The sequence below is a fragment of the Streptomyces sp. GL_141 genome, assembly GCF_057834385.1.
In genome coordinates, this window is sequence record NZ_CM174402.1 from 4,941,480 (window position 1) to 4,963,917 (window position 22,438).

The window sequence follows — 22,438 nt, forward strand, 5'->3', positions numbered from 1 at the left end:
GACCATGGCCCACCACCTCTTGACCGAGCTCCAGATCGGAGGGGTGTGGACCCCCATCCCCACCGGCGTCCTCGCCCGCTCGCCCGTCGTCATCGAGCGCGGCCGCCGCGACGAGGACGCCGTCGTAGGACCGAGCAAGGTCCGCCTGCAGCTGGACAACCGGTCCGGCGACTACAGCCCCGGCAACCCGCGCAGCGAGAACTACGGGAAGTTCGGCAAGAACACCCCGATACGTTGCAGCGTCCCGTCGACCGAGCCCTACCTTGCGATGACCGGGGTCTCCGGAGACATGATCGCCACCCCGGATCACAGCAGCCTCGACATCGTCAGCGACCTCGACGTCGCGGTCGAGGCGACCGCGGGCTGGGAGAGCATCGTCCACCAGACGCTGATGGGCAAGTGGTCCGCGGTCGACGGCAACCGGTCGTGGATCTTCCGGATCCAAAACGGGCTGGGCGTTTTGGCGTGGTCGCCGACCGGCCTGTCGGCAGCAGCGATCACCGCGGGCGTCGACCTGCCGCAGCTGCCCCACCGGGCGGCCCTGCGCGCGACGCTCGATGTCAACAACGGCGCGGGCGGCTGGACCGTCACGATGTACTGGGCGGACTCCCTCGCCGGGCCCTGGAATCTCGTCGGCACCACAACCGGCACGGGCACGACCAGCATCTACAGCGGCACGGCGCCGCTGGAGATCGCGCCCACCCAAGTCTTCACCGCGGGCAACCGCATGCCCTGGCGCGGCCGCCTGCACCGGGCGGAGCTCCGCGCCGGCATCAGCGGAACCCTCGTCGCCAGCCCCGACGTCCGGGCCCTCACCCCGGGCACCACCTCGTGGGCCGACTCGGCCGGCCGCACGTGGACCGTCGCCGGCGAGGCCACGATCACCGACCGCGATTACCGGATCTACGCCGAGGTGTCGTCCTGGAATCCGCGCTGGGACGCCTCCAACAAGAACGTCTACATCCCGGCCGAGGGATCCGGAATCCAGCGACGCCTCGGCCAGGGAGCCAAGGCCCTGGCCTCACCGCTGCGCCGCCGCATCCCCACCGTCGGGGCGCCCAAGGCCTACTGGCCGATGGAGGACGGCAGGGACGCCGTTCAGGCGTACTCCCCCCTGGCGGGAGTCGCTCCCCTCGCCCTGTCCGGAGTCGAGTTCGCGGCCGATGACTCCCTGGGCGGGTCCGCAGCGCTGCCCCGCCTCACCGCCACAGCCACCATCCTCGGGACCGTGCCAGCCCACACAGCGACCGGCCAGTGGATGCTGGGCTGTGTTTTCTACTGGCCGGCCGCCCCGGCGTCCTCGACACGACTGCTGACCTTCAGCACCTCAGGCACAGCACAGACGATCATCCTCAACGTCGACAACGGCAGCATCCTCCTCGAGGGGTACACCTCAACAGGCAGCGTTCTGTTCAGCATCCCGGCCGTCACGGTCGGGTTTCATGCGGCCTGGACACGGCTGGAGCTCACCGCCGAAACCAGCGGCGGGTCGGTCACCTACCGGCTGGGCTGGATCGACGTGAGCGGCAGCGGGTGGGGGGACACCGCCACCGTGGCCGCCTCGGCCGGCAGGATCACGGGCATCGCCACCACATGCGGGCCCCTCGCGGCCGACGTCCGCCTCGGCCACCTCGCGGCTTTCGACAGCTCGAACACGAGCGTGTACGAGCGCGCGGACGACGGGTGGCTCGGCGAGCTCGCGAGCAGCCGTCTCCTACGGCTCAGCACCGAGGAGGGCGTGCCCCTCACCACGGGCTGGGCGGCGACGGCCATGGGCGCACAGCGGCCGGACCGGCTGCTCACCCTCCTCGGCGAGTGCGAGCGCGCCGACGGCGGCGTGCTCTTCGAGAGCCGCGACAGGCTGGGCCTGGAGTACCGATCGCGGGAGTCCTACTACAACCAGCCCATCAGCCTCGTCCTCGACTACGACGCCAAGGGCCACGTCGCCCCGCCGCTGGAGCCGACCGACGATGACCAGGGATCCCGCAACGCCATCACCATCAGCCGGACCGGCGGGAGCTCGGCGCCGGCCATCGACGAGACGAGCCCGCTGTCAGTGCTCGCTCCGCCGGACGGGATCGGCGTCTACGAACACGCCCAGACCCTCTCCGTCGCGACCGACGGACAGCTGCCGGGCATCGCCGGCTGGCGCCTGCACCTGGGCACCTGGGATGAGGACCGGTACCCGACCGTCCACATCAACCTCTCTGCGGCCCCGTCCCTGATCGGCGACGTCCTGGCGCTCGACATCGGCGACCGGATCCAGATCATCAACCCCCCGGACTGGCTTCCGCCCGGCCCGATCGACCTGATCGTCGAGGGGTACACCGAGACGTTCGGGCACCCGAGCAGCTGGGACGTCGTCCTGAACTGCAGCCCGGCCGGTCCGTGGACCGTGGCCGTGCTGGACGATCCGGCCCTCAGCCGCGGGGAGTCGGACGGCACGACCCTCGGCGCCAGCGTGGACGCAGACGACACGGTCGTGACGATCACGACTCCGGTGGGGCCGCTCTGGACTACCGACATCCTCGACGCCCCTTTCGATGTGCTGGTCGGCGGTGAGGCGATGACCGTAACGATGATCAACGGGGCCAGGCAGGACCGATACCAGCGGCTGGTCACCTCCGGCTGGGGCGCCACCGACTCAGGCCAGACGTGGACGACATCGGGCGGCGCCGCCGGCGACTTCAGCGTGCAGGGAGCGTGAGCGATGGGAGACCTGTACGACAACTGGGCCGAGCTGGAGGCCGCCGAGACTGAAGGCGTCGACTACAACCTGACGTCCATCACCCCGACGGGAGCGACGTACGCGGCGATCGCGATCCACGGCGGCGGCATCGAGGCGGGCAGTTCCGAGCTGGCCCACGAGGTGTCCGGCGGCGGCACGACGATGGCCCTCTACTACCTCGAGGGCTGGAAGACGAGCGGCAATCAGGACCTACACGTCACGAGCACCAACTATGACGAGCCCGGTGGCCTCGCACTCGTGGCAGCCAGCAACCGCACCCTCAGCTTCCACGGCTACACCGGGGTGAGCGCGTTCGCAGAGACCGCGATCGGCGGACTCGACGAGGAGCTCGGCGCCCGAGTCGCCTACGGCCTGAGGGCCGCCGGATTCTCGGTGACAAACGCCCCTTCCGAGATTGCGGGCGACGACCCGGACAACATCTGCAACAAGAATCTCCGCTCAGCTGGCGTGCAGCTGGAAATGTCCCGGCAGCAGCGCGCCGATTTCTTCCCCAACGGCGACCTCTCCCGGGCCATGCGAGACTCCGGACAGCGGACCGAAACTTTCTACAGGTACGCAACTGCCGTACAGAATGCGGTCATCGGATACGGGCTGGTGTCGCTGACGAACACCAACAACTCACGTTGGGCAACGATAAGCGCGCCCGGCGCGAACGTGGATCTCCTGGCCACGGTCGGCACGGACAAACTCGCGGTCGGCGGCGGCCACTTCTGTTCCCTGGCGGCCCGCTGGGCGGACGCCAGTAATACCTACCTGGCACGGGTGGAGTTCTCCTCCTCCCAGGAGGTGCTACTCACCCTTCGGAAACGGGTGGCCGGGACCGAGACCTCCCTTGCAGGGACGTACACCACCGGCCACACCCATGCCGCCGGCGCCCGGTTCTGGGTCCGCTTCGAGACCGCCGGCACCACGCTGAGGGCCCGCGTCTGGCGGGTCGGCGACCAGGAGCCCTATGCCTGGCACCTGTCGACCACCGACTCCGACCTGAGCGCGGCCGGGCAGATCGGCACCCGCTCGATTCTGTCCGTCACCAACAGCAACACACTCCCGGTGACGGTGGCGTGGGGCGATTTTCAGGTGCCTTCACCGCAGCAGATGACCGTGATCCGCAGCGCCAACGGCATCGTCAAAGGGCACGCGTTCGGGGCGAAACTCCGTCTCGACAAACGCGCCATCATCGCACCCTAAGGGGAGGGCAAATGGTCTATCCCAGCGCGACGGCAGGCCGGTGGCTTCAGGCTTCCCAGCTCGACGCAATGCAACCCCTGTACGTCGAGAAGTCGGCGGACCAGCCCGTCACTTCATCGACGACCAACGCCAACGACAACGCATTGCTCGTACCGCTGGAGACCAATGCGAAATACATCCTGAGCGGAATGCTCATCTACTCGGCGCGCTCGGACACCGACATCAAAATCGGCTGGACGGTACCGTCGGGCGCATCCTTGGACTGGATCGCGCACGCCCAAATTCAAGGCGGCACCACCGGCATCGCCAGCTCGGGAATCGTCGTCGACCGGCAAATCCACGGAAACTCGGCCTTCCCCCTGGGTGGCGCGGCCGCCGAGAACACGACCTACATGACAGCCACCGTGTCGGGGCGCCTCGTGACCGGCGGCACGGCCGGGGACCTGCAGCTGAACTGGGCGCAAATCAGCTCCAATGCCACGGCCAGCATCATGCGCGCTGGGTCGTGGCTCCTGCTGACCCGCGTGGCCTGACCTACCCCACCCCGTTCGCCCCGAGCCTGATGGCCGGGGCGTTTCTCATGCCCTGGAGGCGTCATGGACCTCGTCCGCAGATCGCAGTACGGCCTGCCCGCCACCTCAGAAGCCGACTTCATAGCCAGCACCAAGGGCGTCAAGGTGCACTACCTCGGCTCCGCCTACTCCTCCCGCCGGCACGACCTGTGCGACGACTACGTGCGCGCGGTCCGCGCCTCGCACCTCGCCAACGTGGCCGAGGGCTACGTCGACATCGCCTACAACGCGCTCGTCTGCGAGCACGGCACCACGTTCGAGGGCCGCGGCCCCAACCGGCGTACGGGCGCCAACGGGACGAGGGCCCTCAACGACTCCCACTACGCGGTGTGCGCGCTCCTCGGCGTCCCCGGCGGCGGCCTGTCCACACCGCCGGACGCGCAGCTGCACGGCCTGCGTGACGCCATCGAGTGGCTGCGTGCCGAGGGCGAGGCCGGCGCCTACATCGGCGGCCACCGCGACGGCCACCCCACCACCTGCCCCGGCGACTCCCTGTACGCCTGGGTGCAGCGCGGGGCGCCCCGCCCCGGGACCAGGCCGGCGCCGACCACGCCCGTGGTGGACCTGTCCCGGCTCATCGCCGCCGCGTCGGCAGACCCGCCCAAGAGCGGGACCCCCGTCTCGTACGCCGGCGTCCGCACGGTCGAGGCGGCCCTCCTGGCCGAAGGGCTCCTCGAGCGCGCCCTGGTCGACGGCCACTTCGGCACCTCCACCATCCGCGCCTACGCCGCGTGGCAGCGCCGCCTGCACTACTCGGGCGCCGCCGCGGACGGCATCCCCGGCACGGCTTCCCTTACCCGCCTGGGCGCCGCCCACGGCTTCACAGTCATCAGCTGATGAAAGGCCCCGCCATGAAGGACAGCAGCAAGCGCACCGCCCGCACCATCCTCCAGACCGCGGTCGGTTTCGCCGTGGTCCTGCCCGCGATCGTCGCCGCGTCCGGCGTACCGGAGGCCCTGCCCTGGGTGGCCGGCGCGCTCGCCGTGTCGGGAGGCTTCGCCCGCGTGATGGCCGTCCCGGGCGTGCAGCGGCTGCTGCCCGCTTGGCTCCGCACGGACACCGACGTCGAATGACCCCTTCGGAGAGCCAGTCAGTGGCAGCAGAGATCGCCGAGCTCCGGCGCACGGTCGAGGTCGGGTTCACCCGCGTGGACGGATCGCTCGCGCTCCTCGTCCAGCGGGGGGACCAGACCGAAAAGCACGTGGACGACCACGAAAAGCGCCTCGACGCGCTCGAGCGCGGGCGGTGGCCTCTGCCCGCGCTCGCGGGCCTGACCGGCCTGGCATCCCTCGGCGTCGCCCTGTACGCCCTCGTCGGAAAGTAGGGAGGCTGTCATGCCGCTGCCCACGACGCGCGTCGTGACCGGCCGCTACACCAACCCCGTCACCGGCGTGGCCTGCACGGGGTGCGTCGTCCTGACCCCGTCCCCCGGGGTGTGGACCGACGAGACCGGCGGCCAAGTCCTGACCGGCGGGGCCACCCTCCCGCTCGTCGACGGCGAGTTCACCCAAGCGCTCGTCACGACCGACGCGTCAGGGGTGGAGCCCGCCACCGGACGGCTGTGGCTCCTCGAGGAGCGGATCGACGGCCGCCCCTACCGGCGGCGGCCCTTCGCCCTCGAGGCCGGCATCGACAGCATCCGCGTCACCGACCTCGTCGACCCGGACCCCGCCGACGTCGGGTACGTCAAGGGCCCGGCAGGACCAACCGGCCCGCCAGGAGCTGCAGGCGCACCGGGTACACCGGGCACCGACGGGACCGACGGCGCGGACGGAGCGCCCGGCGCCCCGGGAGCTCCCGGGGCGAAGGGCGACACGGGCGACCAGGGCCCGCAGGGGATCCAGGGTGCGCAGGGCAACCCCGGCACGGCTGGAACCGCTGGCGCCGCCGGCCCCCAGGGCGCGATGGGCGCCTCCGGGACGGTCATCACCATGGCTCAGGCCAACATCACGGACGGAACCGTCACCGACCTGCCCTCGTCTACACCGTGGGTCATCGTGCAGACCAGCGCGGGGACTCCGCTGCAGTGCAGCATCCCGGCGGCCGTCGGGGACCGCATCGACGTCGACCTCGGGATGATGTACAACGGCGGTCACTATATGGACATCGCCCTCTTGACCAGCGCTGGCGCCATCTCCATCTACGGCTCCTCCAACACGAGCAGCCCGCTATCCGAGGGCGCCCCGTGGCTGTACCCCAGCGTGAGCTTCTCCAAGATCATGTCCGAGATGTTCACCGTGCAGGCGGGCCACATCGACGGCGCCGGCAACATCACCATCGCGCTCGTCCACAGCGGCACCAGCACGGGCCGGGTGTACGCCAACAGCGCCTATCCGTGGGGGATGCGGCTGTGGAACTTCGGCGCCGTCGGCGGCTCGGCGGCCGGATCATGGCTGCCGCGGCCGGCGGATCAGGGATTGCTCACGTGGACCGGCGACCCCAACGACGCCGGGCACGTCACCGCTCAGTCCAGCGCCGGCGTCGCGGGCCGGATCACGCTCGTCAAGGTTCCGATCCGCGAGCAGATCACCTGGTCATCCATCTGGATCGGCCTGTCCGGCATCGACGCCGCGGCCTCGCTGTCGAACTGCTACCTCGGCGTCTACGACAGCAGCGGCACGCTGAAGGGCGTCACGGCGGACATCTCCAGCTCGCTGATGACCGGCGCCACAGCCAAGGCCCTGCCCCTGGCCGTCCCGTTCGTGGCGGCGCCCGGCCACTACTACATCGCCATGCTGCTCGGCAGCGGATCGACCTGGGCCACGAACGGGCTCACGTTCAAGGCCACGGGCGCAGGCATCTCCGTCAACGCCAATCTGGCGGCAGGGGCGCTCCGCTACTCGAACATGCTCACCGGTCAGACCAGCCTGCCCGGCTCGCTGACCCTGTCCTCGCAGACCACCACGATCATCAACACCGGGTGGGGCAGCCAGTGGTACGGCGTCTCCTGATCCGGGCAGCGCAACGCCCCCTTCCGCCTTTGGGCGGGAGGGGGCGTATTCGTGCGTTCAGGGGTCTTCCAGCCCGGCCGCCCTGTCGGGCCCCGCGGTTACGATCTGCCGCATGGCCCTCTACGAGATCACCTACGCGATCATCCCGCCCGGCGTCGGCCCCGACGACTACGAGCCCGCCGACCTGGAGCGGCGCACTGAGCGCTTTGAGCTCGCCGATCCCGAGCCCGTTGAAGGGTGGGTCTCGGGCGGCACGCAGATGCAGTACGGCCCGCACATGGCCGACGTGCACCGCGCCATCGAGGCCACGCTGCCCGAAGGGTCCGCCGTGTACGTCGTGAGTATGCCCCTCGTCACCGACTGAGGTGGCGCTCCGCGTCCTCCAGCCGCGCTTGGAAGTGCGCCCGGTCTCGCGGGTAGCCCTCCAGCGCCGGCAGTACTTCGCGCAGCCGGTCGGCAGCGAGTCCCCAGTCTCGACACGCGAACGAGATGTTCGCCGCTTGGAGCTGGGCGCGGTCCGGGTCGAGCCAGTACAGCCAGCCCGGCCGGTCGCCCTCCTCGGGCACCACGCCCGCGTGGGTCACAACCTCGTCGGCTAGGCGGCGGGCCCGATCCCGTTCACCGAGGGCTGCCGCGGCCATGGCCTCCTGATACGCGGCGATCGCGGCGGCCGCCGGTGAAAGACGGCCGGTCCGGCCCGCCTCGGCCGTACGGAGGGCGCGGCGTGGGTCGCCCCATTTGAGACTGTAGTGCGACCGGACACGGTGGACCCATGAGGCCATGTCGGTATGGCCACCGTCGACAGCCCAGCCGTGCGCCACGTCAAGCCAGGCCAGCGCGGGCCCGGTCTGCCCCTCGGTGAAGCTGACCCACGACAGCCAGTGCGCATGCTCGGCGGCAAGAAGCATCAGCCGGTCGGCGACGTCGCCGGTGGTCGCTGGGATGAGCTGGGTAACGGTGTCGAGCTGGGCCCGGACAACGGCCCACAGCTGCTGGCCGCCGACCTCGTCCTCGGCCCGCCGGTGCTCGGCCAAAACCCGGCCGATCCAGTCGGCGGTACGCAGGTCGACGCGGCCGCTGGCGTGCCCGTGGGCGATCCTCTCCCGCAGCTCGGGCGGAGGCGCCCAGCCGCTCGCGGTGGGGTTCAGCCCTATCAGTTCCGGTGGCACGTCGAGCCCTTCGGTCAGCCGAGCGATGACGTCCGGCAGCGTGGGGCGCCGGTGGCCCCGCTCGATTGCGGAGATGTGCGGCTGGGGCATCCCTATGACAGCCTCCAGACCGCGCTGGGAGAGCCCAGCGGCGCGTCTGTACTCGAGGAGGATCGCGGCCCAGTCCTGTAGCGCCCACGCTGCTCGCAGACGTGGATCAGCCCAGGGTGTCTGACGGCTCATGCCCCGCACGATACGCCCGCTGATACAGGGGTGTGTATCGGATCCAACTCCCTGTCGCGGGACGGTTATCCCACCACCCGCTGACGACGGTAGGGAGCCCCCGAATGACCGGCAAGACGCAGACCATCGAGGAACTGGTGGCAAGGGCTCTTGCACCGTACTCGGAGCGTCCCGACACCGTAGGTGTTGCCCTACTCATCGACGATCTGATCACCGCCGGGCAGGAACTCGCCACCGACGTCTCCAACGTGCGGCCGGCTGACCGGACCCACCGGGTGGGGGCCGCACTCGTTGAGTGGACGTACTTCACCGAGGCGGGTCCGCTGAACACCGGCGGCCACGCGGCCTGGAACCACGCCCGCGGCCTGGCTCGGATCATCCAGAACATGGCGTCGGGCCTCGACCCGTCAGACGTCCTGTGACCGAGCGGCTGCGTCAGGCCCTGTCCGTCGCAATCGTCCTCGGCATCCTCGCCGTGATCGTCGTCGGCACCTGTTGACCCGCACCTTCCTGCACATGACCAAGGGAGACGCCATGTCCACGCCCCCCAAGCCCCCGCCGCCGTGCAGCGCCGGCAAGGGCGAGTCCCCGACGCCCGCGGCTACGGGCAACGTGCTCACCGCCGCGCCCGGCGAGCGCAACGCCCGCGGACTCCTCGATGCCGACGAGTTCATGACCGTCACCGCGACGCTCGCCCGCAACGAGCCCTCCTTCGGCTGGGCGTACGCCGAGAAGATCATCGTCGAGACCCTCAAGTTCTACATCGCGACCGCTGAGAGCGACGAGCGTCTCGTGCCCTCCGAGATCGTCGACAAGGGCGTTCACGCGCTCCTCGAAAACACCGAAGTCCAGTACGCCCTGGGCGCCCGGCTCGGAGCCTTCGTGCACCACTACCCGACCATCCCGGGCTCCGCACCGATCGCGCCCGGCTGGCTCGAGCGGACGGTCGCCGCGATCCGCCGGGCCGGCCTCGCCGAGGAGCCGGAGATGTGGACGTGATCACGACCGAGTTCCCCACGTCGCCGACGGACGTCACCACCTGCGAGGCCTGTTGGCAAGGGCCTGTCCAAGCGGCCCGTACCGCCGCCCACGCCCACGGTCGTGACCTCCTGTGCATTCCGTGCGCAGAGGCCGGCTACCCGGCCCGCGTCGACCTGTTCCCCCCGCTCGGTATCTACAAGCTCACCGGAAGGACCCTGAAGATGACCATGGACATGGGTAAGCACGGCAGCGGCCGCCCCCAGACCCCGCCGGACCCCGGCCCGCCGCTGCCGTCGCCGAAGCCGACGACCACCCCCAACCGCCCGCCCGTGTAGGCGCCCCAGCACTGTCCCCCCCCACAAGCTCGCCCCCCGCGCCTCGCGCGATCAGGGGCGAGCGGGACGGCTCGGTCGGCGTTCGTACATCCGCCGGCCCTGATCGTCCTGGCCCCGGTTTCGACCGGGGCAGCCGCCCGGTCCCCATCGTGGGGCCGGGCGGTTTATCGTGGGCAGCGAGAAGGCCCCCGGCGACAATCGCGCCGAGGGCCTTCTGTCCGTGTGCCGGGCCTCCCCGCCGCAGCGCACAGATTCTGAGCGGCGTACATCTGGCGCGCGTGGGGGAGTCGCGCCGGCCCCGCTCTAGCAGCACCATAACCCGATGATGCGCCTGTCGGATGCCCCTAAATGGGTGACGGGATGGTCAAGATCCATGGGGATGTGGACTCTATGCGGACTTCGATCATGAGCGAGGCCCCCCGTTCGAACGAACGGGGGGCCTCTTTGGTGCTCTGACCTGCTATCCAGTCAGTGCCCTCGGCAGGATTCGAACCTGCGACACCCGCTTTAGGAGAGCGGTGCTCTATCCCCTGAGCTACGAAGGCGGGGGCTTGTCGGAAACCTTGCCGGAAACCCCAGAGGGATCGCGCGAGCTGCCTCGACAAACATGCTGGTCAGATGGCGTGCCCGCACCCCGGTGGAGATGCCCTCGCGGACACTTTCCCGGGCACACGCTTGGGAGCCGTCTGACCGCTGACAGCCTAGCGGATCGTGCTGGGAGTGGTCGCATGGATTGCCGTGGGGGCCGGGCTGAGGCGAAGGCGTGGTCGTGACCTGGGGATTCTGAGTGTCTCGGGTGGGGTGCCGGGGGTGCGGTACAGGCCTGGGCAGGCTGGTGGAGCGTCCGTTCTGTTCCACCTGCCCCTGAGGGGGCGTTGGCGGAGCGACGGCCGCGCCCTGGGGTGGGCGCGGCCGTCGTGGGGTCGAGGGGGGCAGGCGATGGCTTGAGGACCCGGCACGTGACCGTGGCGGGAATGCCGTCCGTGGCCGGCTACGGGGTCTGTATTCCGTAGCCGCTGCGGCTGGTGTAGACGGCGTTGGAGACCGGACGTTCCACGGTGCTGTTCTCGTTGCCGGGGAGGGTCTGGCGGTTCTTTCCGGTGAGGAGGGTGGTGGAGCCGCCGCCGTCGAGGTTGATGGCGTCGGTGACGGAGAACTTCTCGCGCAGGTAGTGGGCCATTTCCTCGGGGAAGGCGCCGTCCATGGCCTTGCTTCCGGTGATCGTGGCGAGGACGGTGCGGCCGGCGGTGTCGATGCCGATGACGGTGCGCGCGTCTCGGCAGAAGTCGTCCTTCTCGGCAGCCGCGGGTGTCTTGTCCGTCTTGACGTTCCCTGCGGAGTCGAAGAGGCGGCCGCATTGCCCGCGGGTATGGAGGTTGGGGAGGGACGGGACTACGTACGTGCCGTTGCGGAGCAGTTCGTGGACGCCGTTGACGATGTCCACCGACGTGTCGAGGGGGATCAGGTCTTCGGTGCGCGTGTCGGTGACGGTCTGCTCGAGGTGCAGCTGGGTTCCCGGGGCCCAGGCGTTCTTCGTCAGCCAGTCGGCTCCGCTGCCGATGCCCTGGAGGATGGTTTCGCCGGTGCCGGGGATCGTTCCGCCTCGACCTGTACGGCTGCTCTTGACCGTGCCGTTCGGGTTCACCACGACCTCGACGCCTTGAGCGTCGTCCGTGGTGATCGTGGGGTCCACGCCGGGCTTCGGGGTGTAGGCGCGGTAGCTGTCGTTGAACAGGACGATCTCGTTGGCGTCCGTGTAGAGCGTCTGGGGCGCACCGGCGGCCCCCGTCACCGTCGTCGCCCTGTCGTGGGCGTCGCGTGCGCAACCAGGGGCACGGCCGGGGTTGCGGTTGATGTCGTCGATCCGGACGTTCAGTTCGGATGCGGGGTCGGCCGGTTTGGCGCTGCCGACACTGACCGACAGGTTGGTCTTGATCCGGGTGATGTAGGGCACGCCGTGCTGCAGCACCACGGCCATGTTGCCCGCGCCGCCGTTGTGGCAGGTTGCCCCGAGCAGGGTGCCGTTCTCGACGGCACTGCCGTTGAACGCGATGGTGTCGAGCCCGATCTCCGGGTGCGCGGGCTCGGGGGAGAAGTAGCCGCCGTTGGTGCCGGCGATGGGTTGTCCGGGGGTGACCTTGCCGAGTTGGTAGGACGTGGTTTCGGCGAGGACGGCCGCGGTGCCGACAGTGCCGTGCAGCGTCATGCCGCCCATCGACGGGTTGATCTGGACGACGTTCAGGATGCGGGGATCCTTGCGGCCGGACTGCGGTTCCCTTTCGGTGTACCGGGTGTGGAGCACGCCGTCGGACAGCTTCTCAGTCGGGCTCGGCGTCCACTCCTTGGCGGGGATGAATTGCCCCGCGGGCTCGCCGGCGGCGTGGGCGGGCGCGGCCATCAGCAGAGCACTCAGGGCAGTTGCGGAGGCGCCCAGGCGGCGGCGCAGATGCCGGGCACGGGAGATGTTCACGGGCGCTCGCAGTCCTTGCCGGAGGTGTCGATCTGGTGGGAGCTGAAGGAGTCCTGGAAGGTCGGCGGCATGGTGGCGGACTCGCCGGGGAGCACGATGAACGCCCCGTACACCTTGTTGTCCGATCCCGTCCAGGTGCCCTGGAGGGACCTGTCCTCGTAGAAGCAGATCGGCCACGTGCCACGGTTCATGACCGACTGGATGTTGTTCTCCCAGGGCGCCACGTACACATTGATCGTCGTCGTCGTGGTTGCGAACATCTGGCCGCGCCCTCGGACATCGGTGAAGAGACAGACGTGGCTGTCCAACTGCCGGGACATACAGCGTTCGAAGCCGGTGAAGCAGTGCCCCCGGGACGGCACGAGCTTGTGGGAGCTGGGCGCTATCGGGCCCGTACCCGCCGCGAGGTCATCCACGGAGTTTCCGGGAGCCACGGCGCGGAAACCGCCCCCGTACTCGGTCTCCTCGTACAGACAAGCCCAGGAGGAGGTGTTGTTCCGGACCGACCGCGCCATGTCGTCCCAGGCGCCGTAGACCCGTTCGACCGGCCGGGTGTCCGACTTCTGGTTTCCGCCTCCGGCCGGCCCGTCGTACAGACACAGGCTTCCCCGGGGGCATTGGTCGAACGCGGCCTCGGCCGGTGCGGCAACGAGCATCGAGCAGAACAGCGCGAGCACTCCCGCAAGGAGTGAGCCGCGCAGGACATTCATGAGGGACATGGTCTTCCTGGGAATCCTTCGCGGGAGCGCGGGCGGTTGGAGTTGCAGCGGCACGGGGCGCGGGCGTCACTGGGTCAGGTGAGCTGGAGCATGGTCTTCCAGCTGGTGCCGCCCACCATGGCGATGCCGTCCGTGATGCCGCCCATGCCGTCGCCCTTGTAGAGGTGCAGGCTGCCGTCGTTCCAGACGGCCATGAGGTCGGCGATGCCGTCGGCGTTGAAGTCGCCGGCGGTCATGTGCCTGACCGTGCCCCAGGTCGTGCCGCCGAGCGGGACCGGGACCTGGCCGCCGATCTGGCCGGTGCCGTCACCCTTGTAGAGGTGCAGGCTGCCGTCGTTCCAGATGGCCATGAGGTCGGCGATGCCGTCACCGTTGAAGTCGCCTCCGGGCAACAGCTTCACGGTGCCCCAAGTACTGCCCCCGGTGTTCACCTTGACCTCGGGTTCGAGCTGGCCGTTGCCCTTGCCCTTGTGCAGGTGGAGGGTGCCGTCGTTCCAGATGGCCATGAGGTCGGCGATGCCGTCACCGTTGAAGTCGCCGGCCGTGAGCTGCTTGACGGTGCCCCAGGTGTTTCCGCCCTCGGTGACGGTGACGCCGTCGGTGATCTTCCCCTTCCCGTCCCCCTTGTACAGGTGGAGGGTGCCGTCGCCCCAGATCGCCATGAGGTCGGCGATCCCGTCACCGTTGAAGTCGCCCTTGGCCATCTGCTTCATGGTCTTCCAGCTGGTGCCGCCGATCTGCGCGATGTTGGTGCCGGCCAGGCCCTTGTCCTTGTCGCCGGGGTAGACGTACAGATTGCCGTCGCCCCAGATCGCCGCGAGGTCGCCGATGCCGTCCTGGGTCATGTCGCCCGGGGAGTGGAAGGCGGTCTTACGGATCCAGTCCTGGAGGTCGTCCGCGCGAGACGCGACGGCGTCGGTGCGGGTCTCCGAAGCAGGGGTGCCCAGGCACCCGGCCTGCCAGGACCGGGTGTTGACACCGGCCAGTTCGCCCTTGCCGTTGACCAGGGGGCCGCCGGCGTCGCCCTGGCAGATGGAGTCGGTGCCCTTGCCTGTGAGTGTCAACGTCGTGGCGTCCGCGGAGGCGACGCCGAAGGCGGCGGTGTGGACCTTCCCCTGTACCCAGTCGGTCTTCGTGCGTCCGAACCCGGCCGCCGTCACCGCGGCGCTCACCGCAGGCGGCGCGGCCGCGAGCTTGACGGGGGCGATGCCGGTGACTGGCTTGGACAGCCGGGCGAGCACCACATCACGGTCGCTGCGCGGCACGATCCTGACTACATCGAGCGTGGTCGTACCCATCGTGGCCGTGCTCTTGAGCTTCGGCTTCCCGGCAGGCACCGCCTCGCCGGGCTTCGCTGCGAAGCAGCTGGACGCCGTCAGAACCCAGCTCGCGTCGACCAGCACGCCGGAACAGGCCCGGCTGTTGGCCTCGTCGCCGATGTTGAGCCGGGCGGTGTAGGTGTACTGCCCAGCGGCGGCCGGGGTGCCGACAGCCGCAAGGGCGGCGCCGGCGGTCACGAGGCCGGTTGCTACGTCGGTGGCGGTGGCGGCGGCGGCGAGGGCGGTCCACGCGGTGCGGGGACGGGGTGCGGACATGCGAACGTCGTTCCTCGGGAGGTTGGTTGATGGCACCAGGGATGGGAGTGCCTGTGTGCCCGAATGGCTGCAGAGGCCGGTGCCGCGGTCTTTGGACGCGCGGGACGTCCGGGCAGGTCTCTCAGTAAACGAACAGACTTTTGCGTGCTTGCTGTTCGGCCTCCACCGCCGCGATTGCGTCGCGGCAGGCATTGGCGAACTTCCAGAACTCCGCGTTCGTGGTGGTCGCACGGTTGTTCGCACCGGAGAAGTTGTCGAAGAAGCTCTGACGGAGTTCCGTGGTCAGTTCCAGCTGCGCGCCACCTTCGCCAGTCAGGGTGCGGTTGCAGATGTTCTCCGGCAGGTCTCCGTTGAGGTCCTCTGGAGCGGTGCTGAGCACTTGGAAGCCCGCGGTGCGCAGTTGTGCGGACAGAGCCGCGCGGAAACGGGGGTTGAGCCCGCCCACCACAATCGCCTTGGGCTGAGCTGTCGGAGCGCCGGCCTGAGAGGCTGTGCATCCGTGCAAGCTGAGGACGTTCGCGCTGCCTGCGGCCATCGATCGCGCGACCGCGTCGTCGCAGCGTGACGAGGTGACGTGCAGCTCGCGGTTCTGGGACGAACGCAGGCCTTCGAGCATCCAGTAGTCGTACACCGCGGCGCCCGCCGTGACGGGGGCCAGCGTGTCCGGCCGGTACCCGGCTATGCCCAGGCAGAGCTCCGAGGTGCCCATCTCGATGCCACCTCCATGGATGGCCAGCACACTGGTCAGACGGGGGAGAGGGGTGGTGGCCTTCTCGTTGTCGAAGGCCTCGTGCCGCTTGGACCGGCGAGCGAAGTCCTTGCCCTCGATCGTCTTCGTGTAGAGGTCCGAGTTGGAGGTGTACAGGTCACCACTGGCAGCGGCAGCGGCAGCGGCACCGGCACTGGTACCGGCAGCGGCTGACGGAGTCGCGGCCAGGGAAGTCAGCAACGGACCGCCTGCTGCTGCGGCCACGAGGGAGGTGAGGATGGTCCTGCGGCTTGCATGTGGACGGGACATCGTTGCTTTCCTTCAGTGCTGTGCGCCCCGCATCCAGGGATGCGGGCGGTGTCTGGTGCTCTGACCGCATAGGTGGGCCAGGTTGTTCAGGTGGCAGCCGGGATGGGGCGCCCCGCCGCCCGCCGGCCGACGGGCCCGCCCCAGACCCCGGTGCGGAGTCTGGGAGACGGGGCGACCGTGTGGCGTTGCCGGGGGCTAGCTGATGGACTTGATGGAGCCCCAGGCGCCGGATCCGACTTCGATGGACGGGCCGTCGATCGGGCCCTGGGCGTTGGAGCCGCCCTTGTAGAACTTCAACGTGCCGTCATTCGCCGTGGCCCACATGTCCGCGACTCCGTCACGGTTGGCGTCCGCGGCGCCCGCGATGAGGGGACGGTACGACGTGGTGTATCCGTGGCCGAACTCGGAGCGCGCGCCCAGGTGGCCGCCTGCCTTGCCGGGATACAGGTAGAGCTTGCCGTCCCGGGTGTCGCGGGCGAGGAGGTCGGGGCGGCCGTCCCCATTCGCGTCGCCGGGGGCGGTCAGCGTCATCACGTTCCAGCCCGAGCTGCCGATCTGGATCGGAGTCCCGTGCTGGGGAGTACTGCCGACCACGCCCGGGTAGATCCAGAGCTTGGTGTCGTACTGGACGGCGAGGTCGGGCTGTCCGTCGCCGGTGGCGTCACCGATACCGACGATCTTGACGTTCGCCGGCAGGGTGCCGATCTTGATGGGGGCGTCGAGCGTGCCGTCTCCGCGGTTGGGGTAGACGCGGAGTTCACCGCCCACGACAGCGACGATGTCCTCGATGCCGTCCCCGGTCCAGTCGCCGCGGTGGGTGACCTGGGAGCCGCCCCAGCCACCCGTTCCGATGTAGGTCGGGGCCAGCAGGCCGCCGGCGCCGTTGCCGGGGTAGAGCCGCAGCTTGCCCTCGCTGTCCACGGCCACCATGTCGGGCCGGCCGTCACCGTTCATGTCGCCGGCTACCCGGGTGACGTTCTCGGTCGTCCAGTCACGGAGGTCGTCCGTGCGTGACGCGATGGCGTCGGTGCGGGTTTCCGTGTCCGGGGTGCCCAGGCAGCCGCCCTGCCAGGATCGGGTGTTGATGCCGACCAGCTCGCCCTTGCCGTTCACCAGCGGGCCGCCGGCATCACCCTGACAGATCGAGTCGGTGCCCTTGCCCGTCAACGCCAGGGTCGTCGCATCCGAGGAGGTGACATTGAATGCGGCGGTGTGGACCTTCGACTGCACCCAGTCGGCCTTCGTTCGCCCGACGCCGGCCGCCGTCACGGCGGCCCCCGCGGCGGGCTGGGAGCCGCCGAGCTCGATGGGGGCGATGGTGCTCGTGACCGGCTTGTTCAGCTTCGCGAGCACGACGCCACGGTCACCGCGCGGCACGAGGCCGACCACGTCGAACGTGGCCGTTCCCTTGCCGATCTTCATGGTGGTCTTCAGCGCCGGACTGCCCGCCGGCACCGTCGCGCCGGGGGTCTTCGCGAAGCAGCTCGTCGCGGTCAGGACCCAGCTCGCGTCGACCAGAACGCCGGAACAGGACCGGCTGTTGGCCTCGTCCCCGATGGTGAGCTTGGCGGTGTAGGTGTACTGCCCTGCGGCGGCGGGGGTTCCGACCGTTGCCAGGGCGGCGCTGGCGGGCATGAGCGCGGCGGCGCCTGCGATGGTCGCGGCCGTGGCCGTCCGCATGGTGTGCCGGCGTATGTAAGACATGGGGGGTTCCTCGTAGTGAGCTTCGGGAGGGGGTGCGAGCGGCTGGGCCAAGCGCTTCGCAGCGTCACAAGGACGGAGCGCAAGACTTTCCGGTCACGGCACTGGCCGATCGGGGTGAAGCCGTTGGCGGGTACGTTCGCGACGACGGGACTGTGGTGTGGCGTGCGCGTCCGGAACAGGAGCCTTCACGGCGTGGGGCCGTTCGGAGCGTCCATGGCCGGAGGGCGGCGGCCGGTCAGCCGTTGATGCGGAGTTCCACCAGCGTCGCCTTCTTGGATCCGCCCGGGATGTCGCCCTCACCCACCGGCCTGTAGTCGTCCTTGGGAACGTCCACCGTCGACGTGCCGCTGTCGTTCGTCAGCTTCGCCTTCACCGCATTGCCCTCGGCGTGGATGACGAAGGTGTCCTTGAGTTCCAGCGTCAGGTAGCCGCTCTTGCTCGCCGCCTTGAAGCAGAACTTGAAGTCGTCCCCGACCGCGGGGTCGTTGGACTTCACCATGACGTTCCAGGTATCCGAGCACTGGGTGAGCCAGAGCTGGCCGTCCCCGCGCTTCAGCTTGATGCCGCGGTCCTTGAGGATCTGGTCCGCGTTGGGGTACGAGAAGTCCTCCAGCGCGTACGGCATGGATTCTGACGCCGCGTGCGCGGCAGGCGCGGCAGCCGCCGTGGAGCCTTCCTCCTGGCCGGCCGCGTAGGCGACCCCACCGACACAGACCGTCAGGCCGAGAGTCGCCGCGAGTACTGCCCTGTGAGCGCGAAAGCGCATGGAACCACTCCGAGTTCAGTGACCCTTCGGGCCGGGGCAGGGCGGCCTAAGGGGAGCTTAAGTAATTACTTGGTAATGTACCTCAAGATTCACCAATGCGAAGTCGCGGTCGGAGGTGAAGTCTTGGCGGAGGGCCCTTGTCCCCGGGGGGTTGGCGTCCTCGTCGCCCCGACCGTGCGCGTATGCACATACTTCCCAGTTCGCTTCTCGCTGATCCTGCCCTCAGCGAGCCGAGCGATCGTCAGGTTCCGAGGGCGTCCGGCACACCCGGCCGGCCCTCGGTCCCCACCACAGAAGGGCCGAACGTGGCAAAGCGTTACCGTCTCGAGCACGGTGCGAGGGCAGGAACACCGGGGCGGTGGTCCCGCAGACGGCGCGGAACCCTCGCGCTCGCGCTCCCCGTCACGCTGATCGCAGGGCTGTTCTCCGGCCAGGGCCTCGCCGTGGCCGATGAGACCGAGCAGGAGCCGATCGCGGTCCAACGCGGCCTCGTCGTGAGCCAGTGGCTCTACGGCGGCCCCGGCGCCAAGGCCGCGGCGCAAGCCGCGCTCCTCGGGACCGATGAGGACGTACGCCGGTTCCTGAAGGCCGAACTCCCCGGCATCACCGAGCGGGACGACTCCCTCACCGCCGCCCAGATCGGCAGCACGGGCGGGCCGAGCGTGCGCGCCGCCGCGGGCAAGGCGCTCAAGGGCTCGGCCGCGGACATCAGCGCCTTCATCGACGGGGGCTGGAAGCAGCCTCTGGAGATCGACCAGCAGCTCCTCGCGACCCAGGTGTCGAGCCAGGGCGGTCCGGGGGTGAAGGCGGCCGCAGCGGACGCCCTCAAGGGGAACATCGACGACCTCCAGCACTTCCTGAACGAGGTTCAGTACAGCGAGCGCGAGAAGGACAACGAACTCCTCGTCACGCAGATCTCCAGCACGGGCGGCCAGGCCGTGAAGGATGCGGCGCGTGTCGCACTGACCGGTACCCCGGCCGACATCCAGGAATTCCTGGACATCGGACAGCACACGGCCCGTTCCCGTGACCAGGAACACGCCACGGTCGCGGAGCTGGCACGCCAGGCCGAGGAGGCCGGCGCTCAGGCCAAGACCGCGGCCGAGTCCGCGATCGAGACCTCCGAGCAGGCCAAGGAAGCGGCGCGCCGGGCCCAGGAGGCCGCCGCCCGGGCCGCCAAGGAAACCGAAGCCGCCCGCAACGACTCCCTCCGCGCGGCGGCCGCCGCCGGACAGGCCGCGAGTGCGGCCCGCGGCGCGGCCCAGGCCGCGCAGCAGGCGATCTCCGCGTCCAACGCGGCGATCCGTGCCGCGCGCGTCGCGGCGACCGCCGCCCAGCAGGCCGCCGCCGCCGCGGTCGGCGCGTCCGACGCCGCGGCGAAGGCCGGCCGGGCCGCGGCCGATGCCGCGCGGGACAAGAACAAGGCGGGCGAGTCCCGCAAGGCCGCCCAGGACGCCCGTGACGCGGCCAAGGCCGCGGACTCCGCCGTGGTGGCGGCGGACTGGGCCGCCCGGGCGGCGGAGGACACCGAGAAGGTCTCCGCCGCGGCGCGCGGCGCCGCGCAGAGCGCCCAGGACGCCGCCGACGCCGCGACGGAGGCCGACGGGTTCGCCTCGGCCGCCGGCGTCAACGCCGTCGAAGCGCGCGAGGCCGCGGCGCAGGCCCGACGCCACGCCGGCGAGGCCAACCGCGCCGCGAACACCTCGGAGGCCCTCGCCCGCAAGGCCGCCAAGGCCGCCTACCAGGCGCGTGACTTCGCGAAGTCCTCGGCCGACCATGCCCGTAGGGCCGCCGACGAGGCCGACCGTGCCGCCGACCACGCGGGAGAGGCAGCGCAGGCCGCGGCCGAATCGGCCAAGCACGCCAAGGCGGCCCAGGAGTACGCCGACGTGGCCGCCGCGGCGGTGAACAAGGCCAAGGAGATCCACGACCTCGCCCGCGAGACGGAGCAGGCCGACCTCGACACGCGCAGCGCGGCCGCCACCGAACGCGCCAAGGACTACGCCAAGGACGCGGAGAGGTTCCAGGAGGCGTTCCAGAAGTCACTGGACGCCGTGGACGCACGCAAGAAGCGGGCCGAGGAGCTCGCCCAGGAGGCGGCCAAGCCCGACGCGGACCCGGCCCAGCTGGCCCTGAAGGGCCGCACGCTGGCCCTCGACCTCATGAAGAGCGGTGGCGCCTGGACGCAGAACGCCGCCATCAGCGCCCTCACCGGATCCGAGCAGGAGGTACGCGCGTACCTCCTCACCGGCCGCCTGGAGGCGGTCGACCAGGACTCCCGGGACCGTGTCGAGCAGATCTCGAAGGACGAGAAGCGCTCGGCGAAAGTCCGTACCGCCGCCACGACCGCCCTCGCGGGCGACAAGGAAGTCATCACCCGGTTCCTGCGGGACGGCCAGTTCAAGGTCGATGAGATCGACCTGTCGCTGAAGGTCACGCAGATTTCCAGCGAGGGCGGCGCCAACGTCAAGGCCGCCGCGCGCAAAGCCCTGCTGGCGGACACCGGTGAGGCCCTGACGGCCTTCATCAACGAGGGCCAGTACAAGGCGCGCGAGGTCGACGAGAGTCTGATCGCGACCCAGCTCGCCAGCTCGGGCGGGCCCGAACTCAAGGCCGCCGCCCAGATCGCCCTGTACGGCGACGCGCGGAGCCTGCACGAGTTCGTCTCCACCGGCCAGTACTCCGCCCAGCGGCGCGACAACCTCACCACCACCCACAGCATCCGCGTCACGGGCCTGATCGCCGGCGCCGCGAGCGTGGCCTCGAAGGCCCAGGAGCAGGCCTCCCTCGCCGCCAAGGCCGCGGCCGAGGCGAACGACGCGGCCGACCAGGCCAAGGAAGCCGAGGCTCAGGCCAAGGACTCCGCCCGCAAGGCAGCCGGGTACGCCGCGGACGCCAAGCAGTCGGCCGCGGACGCACAGGTCTCCGCCGACAAGGCGGCCCAGTCCGCCAAGACGGCCCGCGCCGCCTCGGACCGGGCCCAGCGGGCCGCGGCCGAAGCCGACATCTCGGCGGCCATGGCCTCTCAGTCCCACCGCGACGCACTCGCCTCCGCGGCCCAGGCCCACGATGCGGCCGACCGGGCGTACGCGGACGCCAAGCAGGCCGGCAAGGAAGAAGAGGAGGCCATCAAGGCCCGCGACGAAGCCTTCGAGATCACCCTCGAAAAGGTGAAGGCGGAGTTCGAGGCAGAACTGAAGGCCGAGGAGAAGCGGCTCCAGGAGGAGGCCGACGCGGAGCGCAGCCGGTACACACGCTGCGAGCAGCCGATCGCCAACAGCATGTCCGGGGCACGCTGCTACTTCGACGAGCAGGCCAAGCAGCGCGACGAATTGTTCGCCGCGAGCGTCCAGAGCGACCCGGCGCAGCGCTTCTTCGCCAAGGTGTGGGCCGAGATCCTGGGTCTCAACGACCTCTCCACGTGCACGGACAACCCGGCCGTGGGGAAGTGCAGCTTCGCGATCCTCGCCATGATCCCCTACGGAAAGGTCTTCAAGGGAACCAAGTACGCGGGGAAGTTCGAAGAGTTCTTCCAGAGTGTCGCCAGCAAGGGAGGCAAATTCTCCACTTGCGCGACACTCCGGATTCAGTGCCCGATCAATTTCACCAAGATCGGCCAGGATGTATTCCGCTCACCCGCCGGCATCAAGTACGGAACCGTCAACGGGGAACATCGAATCCCGCACATCATGAAGCACACTCGGCCAGATCCCGGCAAATTGGATCACAACGTGTTCTTGGCCAAGAATGAGAAGGATGTCCTCGCCCTCATCGACGAGGGGTACAAGCGTCGAGGCTACCCCTTGGCGTCGGACGAGTCGGCCTACGTCGTCGACATGGGGCGCGAGATAGGAACGAAGGGGGAGCGGTACCTGCGCATCATCATGGCTCCGGGCAACAAGATCGTCTCTTCCTACCCCGTGCTCACCAAGAACGGGAAGCTTCCCCCCGCCCCGGGCCCGCACTCTCTCGTTCTGCAGAGCCAAGGAGGGTAACGCC

At 69.7% G+C, this 22,438-nt stretch carries 19 protein-coding genes and 1 tRNA gene; 12 read left to right on the forward strand and 8 right to left on the reverse strand.

Annotated features, from left to right (window positions below; all coding sequences use genetic code 11):
- Positions 1 to 4 precede the first annotated feature (4 nt).
- From AC3IX6_RS22040 to AC3IX6_RS22075, 8 genes are all read left to right on the forward strand, one after another.
- Entirely contained in the window at positions 5 to 2,707 is a 2,703-nt protein-coding gene (locus AC3IX6_RS22040) for a hypothetical protein (protein ID WP_489363861.1), read from the forward strand.
- Between the two features lie 3 nt (positions 2,708 to 2,710).
- Positions 2,711 to 3,937: a poly-gamma-glutamate hydrolase family protein gene (locus tag AC3IX6_RS22045; protein ID WP_489363863.1), complete on the forward strand. Its 1,227-nt coding sequence runs from the start codon at positions 2,711 to 2,713 to the stop codon at positions 3,935 to 3,937.
- 11 nt (positions 3,938 to 3,948) lie between these two features.
- Complete coding sequence (locus AC3IX6_RS22050; RefSeq protein WP_489363865.1) at positions 3,949 to 4,470, forward strand: hypothetical protein; 522 nt, start codon at positions 3,949 to 3,951, stop codon at positions 4,468 to 4,470.
- A 63-nt stretch (positions 4,471 to 4,533) separates the two neighbouring features.
- Positions 4,534 to 5,346 (forward strand): N-acetylmuramoyl-L-alanine amidase, encoded by an 813-nt coding sequence (locus AC3IX6_RS22055; RefSeq protein WP_489363867.1) that lies wholly within the window; start codon positions 4,534 to 4,536, stop codon positions 5,344 to 5,346.
- 14 nt (positions 5,347 to 5,360) lie between these two features.
- Positions 5,361 to 5,582, forward strand: a complete 222-nt coding sequence (locus tag AC3IX6_RS22060) for a hypothetical protein (protein WP_489363869.1) — start codon at positions 5,361 to 5,363, stop codon at positions 5,580 to 5,582.
- A 20-nt stretch (positions 5,583 to 5,602) separates the two neighbouring features.
- The gene (locus AC3IX6_RS22065; RefSeq protein WP_489363871.1) at positions 5,603 to 5,833 is read left to right on the forward strand and encodes a hypothetical protein; all 231 of its coding nucleotides are present in this window, start codon (positions 5,603 to 5,605) and stop codon (positions 5,831 to 5,833) included.
- 10 nt (positions 5,834 to 5,843) lie between these two features.
- The gene (locus tag AC3IX6_RS22070; protein WP_489363873.1) at positions 5,844 to 7,460 is read left to right on the forward strand and encodes a hypothetical protein; all 1,617 of its coding nucleotides are present in this window, start codon (positions 5,844 to 5,846) and stop codon (positions 7,458 to 7,460) included.
- Between the two features lie 112 nt (positions 7,461 to 7,572).
- The gene (locus tag AC3IX6_RS22075; protein WP_489363874.1) at positions 7,573 to 7,824 is read left to right on the forward strand and encodes a hypothetical protein; all 252 of its coding nucleotides are present in this window, start codon (positions 7,573 to 7,575) and stop codon (positions 7,822 to 7,824) included.
- Here the strand turns inward: AC3IX6_RS22075 and AC3IX6_RS22080 are convergent.
- Positions 7,814 to 8,851, reverse strand: coding sequence for a helix-turn-helix domain-containing protein (locus AC3IX6_RS22080; RefSeq protein ID WP_489363876.1), 1,038 nt, complete (start codon positions 8,849 to 8,851; stop codon positions 7,814 to 7,816). The genes AC3IX6_RS22075 and AC3IX6_RS22080 overlap by 11 nt on opposite strands.
- A gap of 104 nt (positions 8,852 to 8,955) precedes the next feature.
- Here AC3IX6_RS22080 and AC3IX6_RS22085 point away from each other — a divergent pair, with 104 nt between their 5' ends.
- The 3 genes from AC3IX6_RS22085 (at position 8,956) to AC3IX6_RS22095 (ending at position 10,167) form a co-directional block, all read left to right on the forward strand.
- Positions 8,956 to 9,273 (forward strand): DUF6415 family natural product biosynthesis protein, encoded by a 318-nt coding sequence (locus AC3IX6_RS22085; protein WP_489363878.1) that lies wholly within the window; start codon positions 8,956 to 8,958, stop codon positions 9,271 to 9,273.
- Between the two features lie 94 nt (positions 9,274 to 9,367).
- Positions 9,368 to 9,850 (forward strand): glycine-rich domain-containing protein, encoded by a 483-nt coding sequence (locus tag AC3IX6_RS22090; RefSeq protein ID WP_489363880.1) that lies wholly within the window; start codon positions 9,368 to 9,370, stop codon positions 9,848 to 9,850.
- Entirely contained in the window at positions 9,847 to 10,167 is a 321-nt protein-coding gene (locus AC3IX6_RS22095; protein ID WP_489371520.1) for a hypothetical protein, read from the forward strand. Before AC3IX6_RS22090 ends, AC3IX6_RS22095 begins: the two co-directional genes overlap by 4 nt.
- 472 nt (positions 10,168 to 10,639) lie before the next feature.
- Here AC3IX6_RS22095 and AC3IX6_RS22100 read toward each other — a convergent pair.
- From AC3IX6_RS22100 to AC3IX6_RS22130, 7 genes are all read right to left on the reverse strand, one after another.
- Positions 10,640 to 10,712: transfer RNA gene (locus tag AC3IX6_RS22100), tRNA-Arg, on the reverse strand.
- A 446-nt stretch (positions 10,713 to 11,158) separates the two neighbouring features.
- Positions 11,159 to 12,637, reverse strand: a complete 1,479-nt coding sequence (locus AC3IX6_RS22105) for a phosphodiester glycosidase family protein (protein WP_489363882.1) — start codon at positions 12,635 to 12,637, stop codon at positions 11,159 to 11,161.
- Positions 12,634 to 13,356, reverse strand: a complete 723-nt coding sequence (locus AC3IX6_RS22110; protein WP_489363884.1) for a peptidase inhibitor family I36 protein — start codon at positions 13,354 to 13,356, stop codon at positions 12,634 to 12,636. The genes AC3IX6_RS22105 and AC3IX6_RS22110 overlap by 4 nt, the downstream gene beginning before the upstream one ends.
- 74 nt (positions 13,357 to 13,430) lie before the next feature.
- Entirely contained in the window at positions 13,431 to 14,951 is a 1,521-nt protein-coding gene (locus tag AC3IX6_RS22115; protein ID WP_489363886.1) for an FG-GAP-like repeat-containing protein, read from the reverse strand.
- Positions 14,952 to 15,072: 121 nt separating this feature from the next.
- Positions 15,073 to 15,924 carry a poly-gamma-glutamate hydrolase family protein gene (locus AC3IX6_RS22120; RefSeq protein WP_489363888.1) on the reverse strand — a complete coding sequence of 284 codons (852 nt, stop codon included), beginning with the start codon at positions 15,922 to 15,924 and terminating at the stop codon, positions 15,073 to 15,075.
- 240 nt (positions 15,925 to 16,164) lie between these two features.
- Positions 16,165 to 17,673 carry an FG-GAP-like repeat-containing protein gene (locus AC3IX6_RS22125; protein ID WP_489363890.1) on the reverse strand — a complete coding sequence of 503 codons (1,509 nt, stop codon included), beginning with the start codon at positions 17,671 to 17,673 and terminating at the stop codon, positions 16,165 to 16,167.
- Positions 17,674 to 17,908: 235 nt separating this feature from the next.
- Positions 17,909 to 18,439, reverse strand: a complete 531-nt coding sequence (locus tag AC3IX6_RS22130) for a hypothetical protein (protein ID WP_489363892.1) — start codon at positions 18,437 to 18,439, stop codon at positions 17,909 to 17,911.
- Positions 18,440 to 18,744: 305 nt separating this feature from the next.
- Between AC3IX6_RS22130 and AC3IX6_RS22135 the strand changes: the two genes are divergently transcribed.
- Complete coding sequence (locus AC3IX6_RS22135; protein ID WP_489363894.1) at positions 18,745 to 22,434, forward strand: ALF repeat-containing protein; 3,690 nt, start codon at positions 18,745 to 18,747, stop codon at positions 22,432 to 22,434.
- The last annotated feature ends 4 nt before the right edge of the window (positions 22,435 to 22,438 follow it).